We start from the raw sequence: 17,037 nt of genomic DNA, 5'->3' as shown, positions 1-17,037 counted from the left end.
CTTACGTAAGCGTTTACGTCCACCGCCGGATGGGATACGTTCCCCTGCGAAGGGCAGGTTCCGGGGACGGGAGCGCAATGACGACGATGGTCGATGTGGCCCAGCGCGCGGGTGTGTCCATCGCGACCGTCTCGCATGTACTGAACGACACGCGCCCCGTGCGGCCGGCCACCCGCCAGGCGGTGCTCGACGCGATGGACGCGCTCGGATACACGCCGAACGGCCTCGCCCGTTCACTGGTCACCTCACGCACGCGGTCAGTCGGCCTCGCGGTGTCGGCGATCAGCAACCCGTACTTCACGGAAATCCTGCAGGGGGTCGAGGCCGGAGCCCTGGAGCACGGCTACGGCCTGCTCATCGCCGATCCGCACGACGACCCCGTACACGAGCGGAAGGTCGCCCAACTGCTGCACGAGCGCCGGGTCGACGGCATGATCATCGCGCCCTCGGCAAACCCGGGCGAACTGCTGGCCTACCTCGGAAAACACGACGTGCCGACCGTGTTCCTGGACCGGCTGGTCGACACGCCCGCAGACACCGTCTCCGACGGCCCTTCCGGCACCGCGCCCGCCGCCTCCTTCCGCTTCGACCAGGTCTGCACCGAGAACGCCGAGCCCATGGCGCAGTTGGTGACGCACCTGGCCGAGCTGGGCCACAGACGCATCGGACTGGTCGCGGGCCTGCCCGGACTCAGCACGACGACCGAGCGGATCACCGGCTACCGGCACGGCCTGGCGAACGCCGGACTCCCCTACGACGAGCGGCTCGTGGCACACGGCGATTCCCAGTCCGGCGCCGCCGAGCGCACCACCGGCGCGCTGCTGTCTCTCGCGGCACCGCCCACCGCGCTGGTCACCGGCAACAACGCCATGACGATCGGCGCACTGCGGGCGCTGCGCGAGCGGGGCCTGTCCGTGCCGGCCGACATGGCCCTGTGCTGCTTCGACGACTTCTCCTGGGCGGACCTGTTCACACCCCGACTGACCGCGATCTCCCAGCCCAGTAAGGAGATCGGCGCCCGGGCCCTCCAACTGCTCCTGGAACGGCTGGCATCCCCGAGCCGCCCGGGCCGTACCGTCCGGCTGCCCGCCGCCCTCGTCCACCGCACCTCGTGCGGTTGCCCGGAGAAGGCCGGGAGACCCAAGGGGCACGCGACCTCCGGGCGTCCCGAGAGCCCCAAGAATCCCGAGAACCCCGAGAAAGGACCCGTGTCGTGATCGTCGTCGCCGGTGAGGCCCTGATCGATCTGGTGCCGCAGGGCGCGGGCGCGCTCGTCGGCCTGCAACCGGCGCTCGGCGGCGGGCCCTACAACACCGCGGTGGCGCTGGGCCGCCTCGGCTCCCCCACTGCCTTCTGCTCCCGGGTCTCGCACGACGCCTTCGGCGAGGCACTCCTGGACGGGCTTCGCGAGGCGGGCGTCGAGGTGTCGTCCGTGCAGCGCGGAGCGGAGCCGACGACCCTCGCCGTCGCCTCGATCGACGCGGACGGCTCGGCCTCGTACTCCTTCTACGTCGAGGGCACGGCGGACCGCCTCTTCACGGTCCCGGCCCAACTCCCGGACGCGACAAGGGCGGTGTCCTTCGGCACCTGCTCGCTCGTCCTGGAGCCGGGCGCGAGCGCCTACGAGGAGCTGATGCACGCTGCGGCCGCACGCGGCGTGTTCACCACCCTCGACCCGAACATCCGCGCAGGACTGATCCCCGACGCCGATGCCTACCGGGCCCGGTTCAAGAGCTGGCTCCCGTCGGTGTCACTTCTCAAGCTCTCCGAGGAGGACGCTCTGTGGCTCGGGGGCACCCCACGCGAATGGCTGGCGTCCGGGCCGGCGGCCGTGGTGATCACGCACGGCGGCGACGGTCTGACGGCGTTCACCCGCGACGGCTCGGTGCACCCGGTACCCGGCGAGGAGGTCGAGGTCGTGGACACCATCGGCGCCGGCGACACCGTGAACGCGGCGCTGCTGCACGGCCTGGCCACCCGCGGCGCCCTGTCCCCGGCGGCCTTGGCGGAGCTGGGCCCCGAGGGCTGGACCGAGCTGCTGCGCTTCGCGGCCCGCGCGGCGGCGATCACCTGCTCACGGGCGGGCGCGGAACCGCCGTACGCGTCCGAACTCCACGCTCTCTGAACCCTCACCCATTGCTCTCTGACAGCCGGTACTCCGTGAGGCCCAGCACTCCCTGGGACCCGCTACTCCCTGAGGTCCGGCCTCCTCAGCCGCTGACGACCCGCAGCGCCCCCGGCTGCCGCCCGTTGAGCCGGTCCAGTGCGGTGGCCGTGGCGTCGTCGGCGGGAAGGTGTACGACCATACGGAGGCCGTCGTCCGGTAGGGCGAGCGTTTCGTATGCCAGGAGCAGTGGGCCGGCCTCCGGGTGGGTGACCAGGTCGGTCCCGGCCCGCCGGGGCATGGCGGGTACGGCAGCGAGCCGGTCGGCGAACGAGGCGCCCGCGGTGACCGTCAACTCGTCGGCCATTGCGGCGACATAGGGGTCCTGGAGCGACGCCTCGTTCCTGAGGTGCGCGACCTGTTCGTCGGCCACCCGGTCCCAGTCGGCGTAGGCGGCGCAGGCCCGCTCGTCGGTGAACACGTACCGGAGGATGTTGGGCTGCTTGCCGTCGAGCACTCCCAGCGGTCCGGCGAGCCGTCGGTAGCCGGTGGTGTACGCGAGGATGTCGCCGATCCAGTTGATCAGCACCGCGGGTGCGGGCTCCAGCCGGTCCAGCATCGCCCGCACGGTCGGGCGCACCGTACGTGTGGGTTCCACCGCCGCGGAGCAGAACACGGCACCAGGGCTTGCCTCTTTGACGAGTCGGCGCAGCAGGACCCGTTCCGTCACCGGCAGCCGCAGCGCGTCGGCGAGTACACCCAGCACCTGCGGCGAGGGGTTGTGATCGCGGCCCTGTTCGAGCCGGGTGAGGTACTCGACGCTGATGCCGGCGAGCGTGGCCAGCTCGGATCGGCGCAGCCCCGGGGTGCGACGGCGTGAACCGGCCGGCAGCCCGACCTCGTCGGGTGTGATCGCCTCACGGCGTGCGCGCAGGAAGGTGCCCAACTCGTTGTCGCTCACCGGTAGAACGTACAACGCGCGCGTCACCGGATCGTGGCCCTGTCACTACCACCATGAGCCCGGCCTCCCTCCCGCTCGCCGACCACCCCAGGGTGGAGCCATGACCTACGACAACTCCACTGCCACGCAAGCCACTTCGCTTCCGCTCGGATCGGGCGAGTGGGAGCTCGACACACTCCACTCGGCCGTCAACTTCACCCTTCGCAACCTCGGGATCGCCAAGGTGCGCGGTCGTTTCGGTGAATGGACGGCCGGACTGTACGTCGGTGAGACGGCCGACGACGTGCGGGTGAGCGCCGAGATCGCTCTTGCCTCTATTGACACCGGGAACGCCGACCGCGACACGCACACCCGAGCGGCCGACCTGCTCGACGTCGAGAAGCATCCGACGATGACGTTTCGCTCGACTCGGGTGTTCGCCGATGGCGAGGCCTGGGCGATGGAAGGGGACTTGACCATCGGGGACGTGACTCGTCCGACGACGCTGGCCGTCGAGTTCGGCGGAGTGGTGGAATCCCCCGTCGACAGTCGCAGGCACGCGGGGTTCGAGGCGACGGGCGAGATCCGGCGCAGCGACTACGGTCTGGACTTCGGGTCCGGGCTCCTCAGTGATGTTGTCAAGATTCAGCTGGACATGCAGTTCGTCGAACCGCAGGGACAGGGCGGCTGACTGTGCAACGGACGGCGCCCCACGGGGAGTTCCCGTGGGGCGCCGTTTTTTCACCGACTTGTCAGGACTTGCCTGCCCGCGTGGTCTTCTTCGCGGGGGTCGCCTTCTTCGTGGCCGTCGTCTTCGTGGCCGCCGCTGTCTTCTTGGCCGACGTGTTGTTGACCGCCGTGTTGTTGACCGCCTTGGTGGCCGTCTTCTTGGCCGCCGCCTTGCGAGGGGCCTTCACCGCGGTCCCGTCGCTGATCCGGTCGGCCCCGAGGACCTCGCGCAGGAACTTGCCGGTGTGGCTGGCCGGAACGCCGGCGACCTCCTCGGGCGTGCCCTCGGCGATCACGAGTCCGCCGCCGTTGCCACCCTCGGGACCCATGTCGACGACCCAGTCCGCCGTCTTGATGACGTCGAGGTTGTGCTCGATGACGATGACCGTGTTGCCCTTGTCGACAAGGCCGGAGAGCACCGTGATGAGCTTGCTGATGTCCTCGAAGTGCAGGCCGGTGGTCGGCTCGTCGAGCACGTAGACCGTGCGCCCCGTCGACCGCTTCTGGAGCTCGGAGGCCAGCTTCACCCGCTGCGCCTCACCGCCGGACAGCGTCGGCGCCGACTGGCCGAGCCGGACGTAGCCGAGACCGACGTCGTGGAGCGTCCTGAGGTGGCGGGCGATCGCGGGCACGGCCTCGAAGAAGCCGAGCGCCTCCTCGATCGGCATGTCGAGGACCTCGGAGATGGACTTGCCCTTGTAGTGGACCTCCAGGGTCTCCCGGTTGTAGCGCGCCCCGTGGCAGACCTCGCAGGGGACGTACACGTCCGGCAGGAAGTTCATCTCGATCTTGATGGTGCCGTCGCCGGAGCAGTTCTCGCAGCGGCCGCCCTTGACGTTGAAGGAGAAGCGGCCCGGCAGATAGCCCCGTACCTTCGCCTCGGTCGTCTCGGCGAACAGCCTGCGGACGTGGTCGAAGACTCCGGTGTACGTCGCCGGGTTGGAACGGGGCGTACGGCCGATGGGCGACTGGTCGACGTGCACGACCTTGTCGACGAGGTCGTCGCCGTCCACGCGCGTGTGTCGCCCTGGAACGTTCCGCGCACCGTTGAGCTCGCGGGCCAGGTGCGTGTACAGGATGTCGTTGACCAGTGTCGACTTGCCGGAGCCCGACACACCGGTGACGGCGGTGAGGACACCGAGCGGGAAGGAGACGTCGATGTCCTGGAGGTTGTTCTCCCGGGCGCCGTGCACGGTGAGCCTGCGGCTCGGGTCGGCGGGGCGGCGGATGTCCGGGAGAGGGATCGCCTTCTTGCCCGACAGGTACTGCCCGGTGATCGAGTCGGGGTTGTTCAGCAGATCCTTCAAGGAGCCGCTGTGTACGACCTTGCCACCGTGCTCGCCCGCGCCGGGGCCGATGTCGACGACCCAGTCGGCGACCTTGATGGTGTCCTCGTCGTGCTCGACGACGATGAGCGTGTTGCCCATGTCGCGGAGCCTGACCAGAGTCTCGATCAGGCGGTGGTTGTCGCGCTGGTGAAGGCCGATGGAGGGCTCGTCGAGGACGTACAGGACGCCCACGAGCCCGGAGCCGATCTGGGTGGCCAGCCTGATGCGCTGGGCCTCACCGCCGGAGAGCGTGCCGGCCGCCCGGTTCAGCGACAGGTAGTCGAGGCCGACGTCGACCAGGAAGCGCAGCCGTTCGTTGACCTCCTTCAGTACGCGCTCGGCGATCTGCTTGTCGCGCGCGTTGAGCTTCAGCTCGCCCAGGAAGTCCGCGCAGTCACTGATGGACATCGCGGCGACCTCGGCGATGGACTTCTCCATGACGGTGACCGCGAGAACGAGCGGCTTCAGGCGCGTGCCCTCGCAGGTGGGGCAGGGCACCTCGCGCATATAGCCCTCGAAGCGCTCACGGCTCGCGTCGCTCTCGGCCTCGCTGTGCCGCCGCTTCACGAAGGGGACAGCCCCTTCGAACGCGGTGGTGTACACCCGCTCGCGCCCGTACCGGTTGCGGTAGCGGACCTCGATCTGTGTCTTGTGGCCGTAGAGCAAGGCCTTCTTGGCGCGCTGCGGAAGACCTGCGAAGGGGATGTCGGTCCGGAATCCCAACGCGTCGGCGAGAGCACCGACCAGGCGGCCGAAGTATTCCTTGGTGTGTCCGTGCGACCAGGGGTGGATGGCGCCCTCGTCGAGGGACTTGTCCTCGTCCGGGACGATCAGCTCGGCGTCGACCTCCATACGCGTACCGATACCGGTGCACTCGGGGCAGGCGCCGAAGGGCGAGTTGAAGGAGAAGGAGCGGGGCTCCAGCTCCTCGAAGGACAGGTCGTCGTAAGGGCAGTACAGGTGCTCCGAGTACATGCGCTCGCGCTCGGGGTCGTCTGCGGGGAGGTCGACGAAGTCGAGTACGACCATGCCCCCGGACAGGCCGAGGGCGGTCTCCACGGAGTCGGTCAGGCGGCGCTTGGCGCCGTCCTTCACCGTAAGGCGGTCGATGACCACCTCGATGGTGTGCTTCTCCTGCTTCTTCAGCGTGGGGGGCTCGGTGAGCTGGATCGTCTCGCCGTCGACCCGGGCCCGGCTGTACCCCTTGGTCTGGAGATCGGCGAAGAGGTCGACGAACTCGCCCTTGCGCTCGCGCACGAGCGGCGACAGGACCTGGAAGCGGCTCCCCTCCGGCAGCTCCAGGACCTTGTCGACGATGGCCTGCGGCGACTGGCGGGTGATGGGGCGGCCGCACTCGGGACAGTGCGGCTTGCCGATGCGCGCGAAGAGCAGGCGCAGGTAGTCGTAGACCTCGGTGATGGTGCCGACCGTCGAGCGCGGGTTGCGCGAGGTCGACTTCTGGTCGATGGAAACCGCTGGGGAGAGGCCTTCGATGAAGTCCACATCCGGCTTGTCCATCTGCCCGAGGAACTGCCGGGCGTACGAGGACAGCGACTCGACGTACCGGCGCTGCCCCTCGGCGAAGATCGTGTCGAAGGCGAGGGAGGACTTGCCCGACCCCGACAGGCCCGTGAAGACGATGAGCGAGTCGCGCGGAAGGTCGAGCGAGACATTCTTCAGGTTGTGCTCGCGCGCTCCACGGACGATGAGACGGTCGGCCACGCCGGTCCGCACCTTTCTTGTTTCTTGAGAGAAGTGACAGGGGCAGGGCCCCGTCGTTTTCAGACTAGGGGGAGCCACTGACAGCGCCGGGTCGGTTTCCCTGGTTCACAACAATCCCGGGCCATCCAGCATGCCCGACGCCGCGCCCGAGCCTATAGCACGTGCATTCGATTTGAGGTGCTGGTCAACTGCCTTCACCCGAACGTGTGGCGGAGCTATCGTCGAGCCCATGAACGATCATGTGCGTGACCTGGCGTCTGTACGTGACGCAACCGAACGGCTGCTCACCGCAGCAGCCAAACTGGACAACGCTTCTGTGGCCGAGCCGACACGGCTTCCCGGCTGGAGCCGCGGTCATCTGCTCGCCCACATCGCCCGCAATGCGGACGCCCTCGTGAACGTCCTCGCCGGACGCCCCATGTACGCCTCCGGGGATGCCCGGGACTCCGACATCGAGCGAGACGCCCCGCGCCCACTGAACGTGCAGCTCACAGACGTGCGAGAAAGCGGGGCGCGCTTTCAGGAGACCGGGGCCGCGCCCGCGGACTGGTCCCGCACGGTGGAGCTGCGCAACGGAGTCACGGACTCCGCATCCCGGGTGCCGTTCCGGCGGTGGGTCGAGGTCGAGCTGCACCATGTGGATCTGGGGATCGGATACGAGCTGGAGGACGTCTCCGAGGAGTTCACCCGGCGCGAGATCGACTTCCTTGCGGAACGTTTTCGGGGCCACCCCGACGTACCCGCGTTCCTGGTCAAGGAGGACGACGGCCGTCTGATTCCCTCCGGCCGTCGCGAGGAGGAGCCGATCACCGTCACCGGCCGCCCGGCAGACCTGCTCGGCTGGTTCGCCGGGCGCCGCGAGGGTGCGGCGCTGACCACCGACGGCGGCCCGCTCCCCGTTCTCCCGCCGCTATAGGCTGCCGCCATGACGTACAGCGGAGCGGTGACGGTCGGCGGCCCTGCCGATGTGCACGAGTTGCAGGACCTGATGATCTCCAAGGTCGCGGTGGGCCCGATGAACAACAACGCCTACCTGCTGCGCTGCCGGACCACCGGCGAGCAGCTCCTGATCGACGCGGCCAACGACGCCTCGACCCTGCTCACGCTGATCGGTGACGACGGCATCGCGTCCGTCGCCACCACCCATCAGCACGGCGACCACTGGCAGGCGCTCGCGGAGGTCGTGGCGGCGACGGGCGCCCGCACGTACGCGGGCCGGGACGACGCCGACGGCATCCCGGTGCCGACCGATGTCCCGGTCCAGGACGGCGACCCGATCCGGGTGGGCCGCGTGGAACTCACCGCGCGCCATCTCGTGGGGCACACGCCGGGCTCGATCGCGCTCGTCTACGACGATCCGCACGGGCATCCCCATGTGTTCACGGGGGACTGTCTCTTCCCGGGTGGTGTGGGCCACACAGACAAGGACCCAGTGGCGTTCGCCAGTCTCCTCCACGACGTCGAGACGAAGATCTTCGAGGTGCTGCCGGACGAGACCTGGGTCTACCCGGGCCATGGCAACGACACGACGCTGGGCGCGGAACGGCCGCATGTGCCGGAGTGGCGCGCGCGGGGGTGGTGAACCCCCTGTTCCGTGGGGGCGTACACCGAGCTGCGCTCCCCGCGCACGTCCGGAAGCGTCCGCCCGCCCCCACGCAACCACCCCGCACGCGCCCCGTGTGAACCGAGCGCACGCGCCGGTGTCACGCGTGCGCTCCCGGCGCGCGCTCTGGTGCGGTCCACTGAAAGCAGCCCCGCGCAGGATGACGGCTCCGGCGCGGATGGGCCGCCGGCCTATCGATCCCCGCCCTCGGCCGGCGGCCCCGGCGAAGCATCTCAACAGGATGCTCGGCGGTGCTTTTGGGCACGTGTTCACAGGAATGCAACACCCGTTCCCAATATGCGGACAGTTGTCCTTGTGACCTGGACAAACAGGACGCCGCACTGTCACTCTCCCGCCATGCATCTCGCCCAGCGCGCCCTGCGCCGCACCGCGCCCGCCGCCACCGTCGCCGTGCTCGCCGTCGTCGCCGTGGGCTGCGCCCCGCAGCCCGAGGACAACGCGGCCGCCTCGCCCTCCGCGAACGCCTGCGACAGGGGCAAGTTGGCCACCGAGACGTCCGGCAAACTGACGATCGCGACCGACGAGCCCGCGTACGAGCCGTGGTTCAAGGACGACAAGCCCGCCAACGGCGAGGGCTACGAGTCGGCGGTCGCGTACGCCGTGGCGAAGCAGTTGGGCTACGCGACGAGTGACGTCGTCTGGCAGAGCGTCCCCTTCAACAAGGCCTTCGCACCTGGTGAGAAGACCTTCGACTTCGACATCAACCAGGTGTCGATCAGCGCCGAGCGCAAGAAGGCCGTGGACTTCTCGTCCGGCTACTACGACGTCCGCCAGGCCGTCATCGCGCTGAAGGACTCCAAGGCGGCGAAGGCGACGAGCATCGCGGACCTCAAGGACGTGAAGCTGGGCGCCCAGGTCGGCACCACCAGCCTCGACTACATCAACGACGTCGTGAAGCCGACCGAGGCCCCGGCCGCGTACGCGAAGAACGACCAGGCCAAGTCCGCGCTGAAGAACGGGCAGGTCGACGCGATCGTGGTCGACCTGCCGACCGCCTTCTACATCACCGCGGCCGAGGTGACGGACGCGAAGATCGTCGGACAGTTCGAGAACAGCGGGGGCACGCCCGAGCAGTTCGGGCTCGTCCTCGACAAGGGCAGCGCGCTCACCTCGTGCGTGACCGACGCGGTGGACGCCCTGCGCGCGGACGGCACGCTGGCCTCGCTCGAGAAGCAGTGGCTGTCCGACGCCGTCGACGCTCCGGTACTCAAGTGACGGTCGTGAAGGACGCGCCCGGCAGTGACTCCGGCGAAGGAGACATGCGAGAGGCGTACGTCCCGTCGCAGCGGCGGATCGAGCGGGAGCGTTACAAGCGCACCCGTTCCCGCCGTGCGACGGCGATCGCCGCGCTCTCCACCCTGATCACCGGCGTCGTCCTCTACTACGTCGTCGTCAGCGCACCGGGCTGGCCGCGCACCAAGGAGACGTTCTTCAACGGGCAGTACGCGCGCGAGGCGTTCCCCAAAGTCCTCGAAGGGCTGTGGCTCAACGTCCGGCTGCTCCTGATCTGCGGCGCCGCGGTGCTCGTCCTCGGCATGCTGATCGCCATCGCCCGCACCCTGCGCGGCCCGGTCTTCTTCCCGCTGCGGGCGCTGGCCGCCGCGTACACGGACTTCTTCCGCGGCCTCCCGCTGATCATCAACCTGATGATCGTGGTGCTGGGCGTCCCCGCGCTGCGGCTCCAGGGCGTCACGGTGGACCCGATCCTCCTGGGCGGCACGGCGCTCACGCTCACGTACTCGGCGTACGTCGCCGAGGTGTTCCGCGCCGGCATCGAGTCCGTCCACCCCTCCCAACGCGCCGCGGCGCGCTCGCTCGGCCTCACCAACCGGCAGTCCCTGCGGTACGTCGTGCTCCCCCAGGCCGTACGCCGTCAGGTGCCGCCCCTCCTCAACGACCTGGTGTCCCTCCAGAAGGACACCGGACTCGTCTCGATCGGCGGGGCGGTGGACGCGGTGCGCGCCGCGGACATCATCGTGGGCCGCAGCCTCAACTACACGCCGTACATCGTCGCGGGGCTGGTCTTCGTCGCCCTGACCATCCCGATGACCCGCTTCACTGACTGGGTCACCGCCCGGATGGACCGTCAGCGGGCGCAGGGAGGGACCATATGACCATCGCTCCGGTACTGCGCATGGAGTCCGTCCGCAAGACCTTCGGCGAGTCCGTCGTGCTGCGGGACGTCGACCTCGATGTCGCCCCACACACGGTGACCGCGCTGATCGGTGCCTCCGGATCGGGCAAATCCACCCTGCTTCGCTGCGCCAACCTCCTTGAGGACATCGACGACGGCGCGATCTGGCTGGACGACGAGGAGATCACCCACCCGCGGGCCGACCAGGACGCGGTACGCCGCCGGATCGGCGTGGTCTTCCAGGCGTACAACCTCTTTCCGCACATGACCGTCCTGGCGAACATCACCCTCGCTCCGCGCCGCGTGCACGGCGTGAGCCGCGCGGGGGCGGAGGCGCACGCCCGTGAGCTGCTCGACCGGCTCGGGCTCGGCGCCAAGGCGGGCGAGTACCCCGACCGGCTGAGCGGTGGCCAGCAGCAACGGGCGGCGATCGTCCGCGCGTTGGCCGTACGTCCCCGGCTGCTGCTCCTGGACGAGATCACCGCCGCCCTCGACCCGGAACTCGTGGGCGAAGTCCTCAGCGTCGTCCGGGATCTGAAGGACGACGGCATGACCATGGTCCTCGCCACGCACGAGATGGGCTTCGCCCGCGAGGTCGCGGACCAGGTCTGTTTTCTGGACGGCGGCGTGGTACTTGAGCGCGGCACGGCCCAGGAGATCTTCGAGAACCCGCAACAGGAGCGGACACAGCGCTTTCTGCGGCGCATCGTGGAGGCGGGGCGGCTCTGACACCGGCGGCACCGCGAAACACCGGCGGCACCGCGACGCAGAGCCCCGGCTCCATGCCCTCAGGCCTCCGCGTGCCCCGTCCCCGCGAGGGCCGCGACCCGCTCCACCGCGAACGCGTACCCCTGCACCCCACACCCCGCGATCACTCCGTCGGCGCGGAGGGAGACGTACGAATGGTGCCGGAACTCCTCACGCTGGTGGATGTTGGAAATGTGGACCTCCACCACTGGAAGGCCGTCACAGGTGTTGAGCGCATCCAGGATCGCGACGGAGGTGTGTGAGTAGGCGGCCGGGTTGATCACGATCCCGGCGTGGTTCAGGCGCGCCTCGTGGATCCAGTCCACCAACTCGCCCTCGTGGTTGGACTGCCGGAAGTCGACCGTGCCGCCGTGCGTGGCCGCCGCCTTGGCGCACAGGGCCTCGACGTCGGCGAGCGTGTCCGAGCCGTAGATCTCCGGCTGGCGCTGTCCGAGAAGGTTCAGGTTCGGCCCGTTGAGGATCATGATCGGGGCGTTGGCGAGTGTGCGGGGCACAGTTCCTCCGGTCCTTCCAGATACGCCGACCCGTCGAGGGCCGCTGCTCAGACCCGGTTTATCACGGTGCGCTCGGCCGGCACGGCCTCATACCCTTCCGTCATGACGACGCCCTCATACCCTCCCAAGCCCTCGCCGGGCGACCGGATCGCGGTCGTCTCGCCCTCCTCCGGACTCCCCGGGCTCCTCCCGCTTCCCTACGAGCTGGGTCTGGAGAGGTTGCGCAAGGAGTACGGCCTCGAACCGGTCGAGTATCCGGCGACCCGGAAGATGGGCTCGACGCCGCAGGAGCGTGCCGACGACCTCCACGCGGCGTTCGCCGACCCGACGGTCAGGGCCGTCATCTCCTCCATCGGCGGTGATGACCAGATCACCGTGCTGCCGCTCCTCGACCGGGAGTTGATCCGCGCCAACCCGAAGCCGTTCTTCGGGTACAGCGACAACACGTGCCTCCTCGCATACCTGTGGAACGCCGGAATCGTCGGCTACCACGGCGGATCGGTGATGTGCGAGCTCGGCCGCCCCGGCGCGATGGACCCGCTGACCGCCGAGTCGCTGCGGGCCGCGCTGTTCACCTCCGGGCCGTACGAGCTGCGCCCCGCCGAGCGCTTCGGTGAGGTCAACAGCCCCTGGGAGGATCCGGCGACCTTCGATTCCGAGCCGCCGACGGAACCGGGCGACGGCTGGACCTGGCACCGCCCGGATCCCGTGGTCGAGGGCCGCTCCTGGGGTGGCAACGTCGAGATCCTCTCCTGGCTGCTGATGGCCGACCGCGAGATCGCCCGCGATCCCTCCGTGTACGACGGTCATGTGCTGTTCCTGGAGACCTCGGAGGACATGCCGAGGGCCGGCGACGTCTTCTGGATTCTGCGCAGCATGGGCGAGCGCGGCCTGCTGCGACGTTTCCCCGCGCTCCTGATGGGGCGCCCCAAGGCATGGTCGTTCCACCAGCCCAACGACGCCGACGCCAGAGCCCGTTACGTACGGGAGCAGCACGAGGCGGTGCTCCGAGCCGTCGATATATATGCGCCCAACATGCTGGTCGTCCTCGATGTGGATTTCGGTCACACCGATCCGCAGATCGTCATCCCCTATGGGGGCACGATCCGCGTGGACGGCCCAGCCCGGCGCATCACGGTCACCTACTGACCTGGAACAAGCCCCCACACGCCCCCGTAACCGCCGATCACCGTGGGTAGTTGAGGCGGCATGCACGACGTACACACAGTGAAGAAACCGTCCATGCTCCGCCTCGCGGCCGCTTCCCTCGCCGGGACGGCCATCGAGTTCTACGACTTCTTCGTCTACGGCACCGCGGCCGCACTGGTTCTCGGGCCGTTGTTCTTCCCGACGTTCTCTCCGCTGGCGGGGACGCTGGCGGCCTTTGCGACGTTCGGCGTCGGCTTCGTCGCCCGTCCGCTCGGCTCGGTGCTCTTCGGGCACATCGGGGACCGGCGCGGCCGGCGGCCGGTCCTCGTCGCCTCACTGCTGCTGACCGGCGCGGCGACTGTGGCTGTCGGCTGCGTACCGACGTACGACACGATCGGTGTGGCCGCCCCCGTGCTCCTTCTGATGCTGCGTTTTCTGCAGGGGCTCGGGCTCGGCGGGGAGTGGGGCGGAGCGGTACTGCTCACCGCCGAGCACGCGCCCACCGAGCGGCGCGGACTGTGGTCGAGCTTCCCTCAGATCGGTCCCTCTCTGGGGTTCGTACTGGCCAACGGCGTGATGCTGGTGCTGTCGGCGACGCTGTCCGACGCTCAGTTCGCGGCATGGGGGTGGCGGGTGCCGTTCTGGGCGGCGGGGGTGCTGGCGGCGGCTGGGCTGTGGCTGCGCAGCTCGCTCGTGGAGAGCCCGCAGTTCCTGGAAATGAGGGACCCCGCGCGCGTGCCGATCGCCGAGGTGGTGCGCGATCACTGGCGACTGGTGCTGCTGACGGCCGGCGGCCTCGCAGTCGGCTACGCGGTGTTCTACGCGGTGACGACCTGGGCGCTCGCCTACGGCGTCGAACGGCTCGGGGTGAGCCGTACCGTCATGCTGGCCTGCATCATGGCCGCCGTGGTGGTGAAGGGCTCCCTGACGCCCGTGATGGCCATGCTCGGCGACCGTTACGGGCGGCGCCCCCTGTGCCTGGTGGGCTGCGCGGGCGCCGCGCTGTGGATGTTCCCGATGATCGCGCTGCTGTCGACCGGCGAACCCCTGCTGATGTTCCTCGGCTTCCTGGTGGCGCTGATCACTTTCATCACGATGTTCGCCGTGATCGCCGCGTATCTGCCGGAGTTGTACGAGCCCCGGGTGCGCTGCACCGGCGCGGCGGTGGGCTACAACCTGGGCGGGGTCCTCGGGGGCGCGCTCACCCCGATCGTGGCGACGGCGGTGGCCCAGGGGGAAGGGGTTCCCTGGGGTGTGGCCGCCTATCTGACGGGGATCGCGCTGCTCAGCCTGGGGTGCTTCGCGCTGCTGCCCGAGACACGGCCGGTGCCCCGGCTGACGGTCGTCCCCGCCCCGGAGTGACCGACCACTGCGGTGCGCGACGCCGGGCGACGCACCCTAGGGATTGATCGCCAGCTCCAGGTACGCCGCGAACAGCACCAGATGGACGCCACCCTGCAGCGGCGTGGCGCGCCCGGGAACCACCGTCAGGGCGCTGACCACCACGGTCAGCGCGAGCAGCACCATATGGGTGGAGCCGAGGCCGAGCACCAGCGGTCCGGAGAGCCAGACGGACGCGAGGGCGACGGCGGGGATCGTGAGGCCGATGCTGGCCATCGCCGAGCCGAGTGCCAGGTTCAGGCTGGTCTGCACGCGGTCACGGCGGGCCGCCCGCAGTGCGGCGATGGTCTCGGGGAGCAGCACGAGCAGCGCGATGATCACACCGACCACGGCGGCCGGCATGCCGGCTGCTTCGACCCCGGACTCGATGGTCGGCGACACGCCCTTGGCAAGCCCGACCACGCCGACGAGGGCCACGGCGAGCAGCCCCAGGCTGATGCGGGTCGTACGGGCGGACGGGGCGTCGGCGTGGTCGTCCACGTCGATGACCTTGCCCTGTCGGGTGATCGGCAGGAAGTAGTCGCGGTGGCGCATGGTCTGGGTCGTCACGAAGAGGCCGTACAGGACCAGCGAGGCCAGGGCGGCGAAGGTGAGTTGGGCCGTGGAGAACTCCGGGCCCGGCTTGCTGGTGGTGAACGTCGGGAACACCAGGCTGAGCGTGGCCAGCGTCGCGACGGTCGCGAGGGCGGCCCCGGTACCCTCCGCGTTGAAGACCGCGAGTCCGTGGCGCAGTGAGGCGACGAGCAGGCACACCCCGACTATGCCGTTGCAGGTGATCATCACGGCCGCGAACACGGTGTCGCGGGCCAGTGTCGAGCTCTTGTCGCCGCCGTCCGCCATCAAGGTGACAATCAGGGCGACCTCGATGATGGTGACGGCGACGGCGAGGACGAGCGAACCGAAGGGTTCGCCGACCCGGTGCGCGATCACTTCGGCGTGGTGCACGGCGGCCAGCACGGCTCCGGCGAGAACCACCGTGACGAGCGCGACAACCGCGCCGGGCAGATCACGCCCCCAGGTGAAGGCCAGCAGGACCAGGGCGATCACGGGCACCACAGACGTCCACTGCGTCAGGAGTGACCGGAATCGAACGAGCATGCAGTGATCCTTTCAGGCGGACAGGGGCCCCGCGTTCCGGTGACGCGGGGCCCTGGATCGAGCCTCTACTTCAGCTCGGTCGTTTCCCGTACGTCGCAGTCGGTGAAGGAGGGTGGCCTGGTACACAGCGCGGCCAGCTGCTCCGCCAGCCTGGACGTCTCGGGGTCGTTGCTGTTGCGCACGGCGTCCTCGTGCGACTCGAACTCCATCAGTACGAGATAGCGGCCCGGCGTACTGCGGTCCTGGAGGACGAGACGGTGCGTGGGACCGCCGGTGCGACCTGCGGCGCGCTGGGCCGCCTGCTCGACCAGCTCCCGCATCTCCGCGATGCGCTCGGTCTCGAAGTCGATGATCTGCACGAACTTCATGGGTGCCTCCACCCGGCCGTGGCGTCCCCGGGCTGAGGAGCGCTCAGGACCCAAGCAAGCACCGGAAGCGGTACCCGGCAACCGGCCGGGCACCGCTCCAGGAGCGATTGTTTCTCCGGCTGGCGCGGCCGGCGTGGTCAGACGTCGATGCTGTCCTTCGGCGCGCTCTCGGCCGCTTTCTGCGCCGCCTGCTTCTTGGAGGCGATGAGGCTGGTGATCGTCGTGACGACCAGCACCCCGCAGATCACGCCGAGCGAGACCGGAATGGAGATCTCGGGGACATGGACGCCCGACTCGTGCAGCGCGTGCAACACCAGCTTGACGCCGATGAAGCCGAGGATCACCGACAGGCCGTAGCTGAGGTGGACCAGCTTCCTGAGCAGGCCGCCGATGAGGAAGTACAGCTGGCGTAGACCCATCAGCGCGAACGCGTTGGCTGTGAAGACGATGTACGGGTCCTGGGTCAGGCCGAAGATCGCGGGGATCGAGTCGAGCGCGAAGAGCACGTCGGTGGTGCCGATCGCGAGCATCACGACCAGCATCGGCGTCATGACGCGCTTGCCGTTCTGCTGGATCCACAGCTTGGTGCCGTGGTAGCGGTCGGCCACGCCGAAGCGTCGCTCAGCGGCCTTGAGCAGCCGGTTCTCCTCGAACTCGTCGCCCTCGTCGTCCGCCCGGGCCTCCTGGATCAGCTTCCAGGCGGTGTAGATGAGGAAGGCGCCGAAGATGTAGAAGACCCACGCGAAGTTCGCGAGGACCGCGGCACCGGCGGCGATGAATATCGCGCGCAGTACGAGGGCTATGAGCACACCGACGAGGAGCACTCGCTGCTGATACTGCGTGGGCACCGCGAACTTCGCCATGATCAGGACGAAGACGAAGAGGTTGTCGACGCTCAGCGACTTCTCGGTGATGAAGCCGGCGAAGAACTCTCCGGCGGGCTGGCCGCCGGAGAAGACGAGCAGCCCGAGTCCGAACAGTGCGGCCAGAGCGATCCAGACGACCGTCCAGATTCCGGCTTCCTTGATCGATACGTCGTGCGGCTTGCGGCCGATGAAGAAGTCGATGGCGATGAGGGCGGCAAGGCCCGCGATCGTCAGGACCCATAGGGTCACGGAAACATCCACTGCGCCTCCGGCAGTTCGTAACGGCAAATTTCAGCGTCGTCGCTGCTGGAG

The 17,037-nt window shown here is 69.0% G+C and carries 16 protein-coding genes; 10 read left to right on the top strand and 6 right to left on the bottom strand.

The genetic code is table 11. The features are described 5' to 3' along the window. The first annotated feature begins 77 nt into the window (after nucleotides 1-77). Together ACFWP7_RS15935 and ACFWP7_RS15930 are read left to right on the top strand one after the other, a co-directional pair. The gene (locus ACFWP7_RS15935) at nucleotides 78-1,217 is read left to right on the top strand and encodes a LacI family DNA-binding transcriptional regulator (protein WP_384381770.1); all 1,140 of its coding nucleotides are present in this window, start codon (nucleotides 78-80) and stop codon (nucleotides 1,215-1,217) included. Continuing rightward, a complete protein-coding gene (locus tag ACFWP7_RS15930) occupies nucleotides 1,214-2,125 on the top strand; it encodes a carbohydrate kinase (protein ID WP_384381768.1) in 912 nt (303 codons plus the stop codon). The genes ACFWP7_RS15935 and ACFWP7_RS15930 overlap by 4 nt, the downstream gene beginning before the upstream one ends. 85 nt (nucleotides 2,126-2,210) lie before the next feature. On the opposite strand, the gene ACFWP7_RS15925 is transcribed toward ACFWP7_RS15930, so the two are convergent. Beyond that, nucleotides 2,211-3,065, bottom strand: a complete 855-nt coding sequence (locus tag ACFWP7_RS15925) for a helix-turn-helix domain-containing protein (protein WP_384381766.1) — start codon at nucleotides 3,063-3,065, stop codon at nucleotides 2,211-2,213. A 100-nt stretch (nucleotides 3,066-3,165) separates the two neighbouring features. On the opposite strand from ACFWP7_RS15925, the gene ACFWP7_RS15920 reads away from it, so the two are divergent. Then, on the top strand, nucleotides 3,166-3,735 hold the full coding sequence (locus ACFWP7_RS15920) for a YceI family protein (RefSeq protein ID WP_384381764.1): 570 nt from the start codon (nucleotides 3,166-3,168) through the stop codon (nucleotides 3,733-3,735). 61 nt (nucleotides 3,736-3,796) lie between these two features. Here ACFWP7_RS15920 and uvrA read toward each other — a convergent pair whose 3' ends face one another. Next, entirely contained in the window at nucleotides 3,797-6,823 is a 3,027-nt protein-coding gene (gene uvrA, locus ACFWP7_RS15915; protein WP_384381762.1) for an excinuclease ABC subunit UvrA, read from the bottom strand. Between the two features lie 229 nt (nucleotides 6,824-7,052). Here uvrA and ACFWP7_RS15910 point away from each other — a divergent pair, with 229 nt between their 5' ends. From ACFWP7_RS15910 to ACFWP7_RS15890, 5 genes are all read left to right on the top strand, one after another. Further along, complete coding sequence (locus ACFWP7_RS15910) at nucleotides 7,053-7,739, top strand: maleylpyruvate isomerase family mycothiol-dependent enzyme (RefSeq protein ID WP_384381760.1); 687 nt, start codon at nucleotides 7,053-7,055, stop codon at nucleotides 7,737-7,739. A 9-nt stretch (nucleotides 7,740-7,748) separates the two neighbouring features. Further along, nucleotides 7,749-8,405: an MBL fold metallo-hydrolase gene (locus ACFWP7_RS15905; protein WP_384381758.1), complete on the top strand. Its 657-nt coding sequence runs from the start codon at nucleotides 7,749-7,751 to the stop codon at nucleotides 8,403-8,405. A 378-nt stretch (nucleotides 8,406-8,783) separates the two neighbouring features. Further along, nucleotides 8,784-9,662 carry an ABC transporter substrate-binding protein gene (locus tag ACFWP7_RS15900; RefSeq protein WP_384381756.1) on the top strand — a complete coding sequence of 293 codons (879 nt, stop codon included), beginning with the start codon at nucleotides 8,784-8,786 and terminating at the stop codon, nucleotides 9,660-9,662. Beyond that, entirely contained in the window at nucleotides 9,659-10,561 is a 903-nt protein-coding gene (locus tag ACFWP7_RS15895) for an amino acid ABC transporter permease (RefSeq protein ID WP_384381754.1), read from the top strand. Before ACFWP7_RS15900 ends, ACFWP7_RS15895 begins: the two co-directional genes overlap by 4 nt. Further along, a complete protein-coding gene (locus tag ACFWP7_RS15890; RefSeq protein WP_384381752.1) occupies nucleotides 10,558-11,310 on the top strand; it encodes an amino acid ABC transporter ATP-binding protein in 753 nt (250 codons plus the stop codon). The genes ACFWP7_RS15895 and ACFWP7_RS15890 overlap by 4 nt, the downstream gene beginning before the upstream one ends. 59 nt (nucleotides 11,311-11,369) lie before the next feature. Here the strand turns inward: ACFWP7_RS15890 and aroQ are convergent, their stop codons facing one another. Then, entirely contained in the window at nucleotides 11,370-11,843 is a 474-nt protein-coding gene (aroQ, locus tag ACFWP7_RS15885; protein WP_384381750.1) for a type II 3-dehydroquinate dehydratase, read from the bottom strand. Nucleotides 11,844-11,945: 102 nt separating this feature from the next. On the opposite strand from aroQ, the gene ACFWP7_RS15880 reads away from it, so the two are divergent. Together ACFWP7_RS15880 and ACFWP7_RS15875 are read left to right on the top strand one after the other, a co-directional pair. Further along, entirely contained in the window at nucleotides 11,946-12,992 is a 1,047-nt protein-coding gene (locus tag ACFWP7_RS15880; RefSeq protein WP_384381748.1) for a S66 peptidase family protein, read from the top strand. A 93-nt stretch (nucleotides 12,993-13,085) separates the two neighbouring features. Next, complete coding sequence (locus ACFWP7_RS15875; RefSeq protein ID WP_384381746.1) at nucleotides 13,086-14,354, top strand: MFS transporter; 1,269 nt, start codon at nucleotides 13,086-13,088, stop codon at nucleotides 14,352-14,354. A 36-nt stretch (nucleotides 14,355-14,390) separates the two neighbouring features. Here the strand turns inward: ACFWP7_RS15875 and ACFWP7_RS15870 are convergent, their stop codons facing one another. The 3 genes from ACFWP7_RS15870 to ACFWP7_RS15860 all read right to left on the bottom strand — a co-directional run bounded on the left by ACFWP7_RS15870 (nucleotide 14,391) and on the right by ACFWP7_RS15860 (nucleotide 16,986). Continuing rightward, a complete protein-coding gene (locus ACFWP7_RS15870) occupies nucleotides 14,391-15,491 on the bottom strand; it encodes a calcium:proton antiporter (protein ID WP_384381744.1) in 1,101 nt (366 codons plus the stop codon). Nucleotides 15,492-15,556: 65 nt separating this feature from the next. Further along, nucleotides 15,557-15,859 (bottom strand): hypothetical protein, encoded by a 303-nt coding sequence (locus ACFWP7_RS15865; protein ID WP_384381742.1) that lies wholly within the window; start codon nucleotides 15,857-15,859, stop codon nucleotides 15,557-15,559. Nucleotides 15,860-15,996: 137 nt separating this feature from the next. Continuing rightward, nucleotides 15,997-16,986, bottom strand: a complete 990-nt coding sequence (locus tag ACFWP7_RS15860) for a TerC family protein (RefSeq protein WP_384381740.1) — start codon at nucleotides 16,984-16,986, stop codon at nucleotides 15,997-15,999. Nucleotides 16,987-17,037 lie beyond the last annotated feature (51 nt).

Source organism: Streptomyces sp. NPDC058470 (genome assembly GCF_042721055.1).
Lineage (GTDB): Bacteria > Actinomycetota > Actinomycetes > Streptomycetales > Streptomycetaceae > Streptomyces.
This window is presented reverse-complemented; position numbering and strand designations above follow the sequence as displayed.

Excerpts from the sequence above, each read along its gene's own strand:
- ACFWP7_RS15920 (WP_384381764.1), top strand. The coding sequence starts at position 3,166 with ATGACCTACGACAACTCCACTGCCACGCAAGCCACTTCGCTTCCGCTC.
- ACFWP7_RS15935 (WP_384381770.1), top strand. The coding sequence starts at position 78 with ATGACGACGATGGTCGATGTGGCCCAGCGCGCGGGTGTGTCCATCGCG.
- ACFWP7_RS15905 (WP_384381758.1), top strand. The coding sequence starts at position 7,749 with ATGACGTACAGCGGAGCGGTGACGGTCGGCGGCCCTGCCGATGTGCAC.
- ACFWP7_RS15890 (WP_384381752.1), top strand. The coding sequence starts at position 10,558 with ATGACCATCGCTCCGGTACTGCGCATGGAGTCCGTCCGCAAGACCTTC.
- ACFWP7_RS15875 (WP_384381746.1), top strand. The coding sequence starts at position 13,086 with ATGCTCCGCCTCGCGGCCGCTTCCCTCGCCGGGACGGCCATCGAGTTC.
- ACFWP7_RS15910 (WP_384381760.1), top strand. The coding sequence starts at position 7,053 with ATGAACGATCATGTGCGTGACCTGGCGTCTGTACGTGACGCAACCGAA.
- ACFWP7_RS15870 (WP_384381744.1), bottom strand. The coding sequence starts at position 15,491 with ATGCTCGTTCGATTCCGGTCACTCCTGACGCAGTGGACGTCTGTGGTG.
- ACFWP7_RS15880 (WP_384381748.1), top strand. The coding sequence starts at position 11,946 with ATGACGACGCCCTCATACCCTCCCAAGCCCTCGCCGGGCGACCGGATC.
- ACFWP7_RS15900 (WP_384381756.1), top strand. The coding sequence starts at position 8,784 with ATGCATCTCGCCCAGCGCGCCCTGCGCCGCACCGCGCCCGCCGCCACC.
- ACFWP7_RS15865 (WP_384381742.1), bottom strand. The coding sequence starts at position 15,859 with ATGAAGTTCGTGCAGATCATCGACTTCGAGACCGAGCGCATCGCGGAG.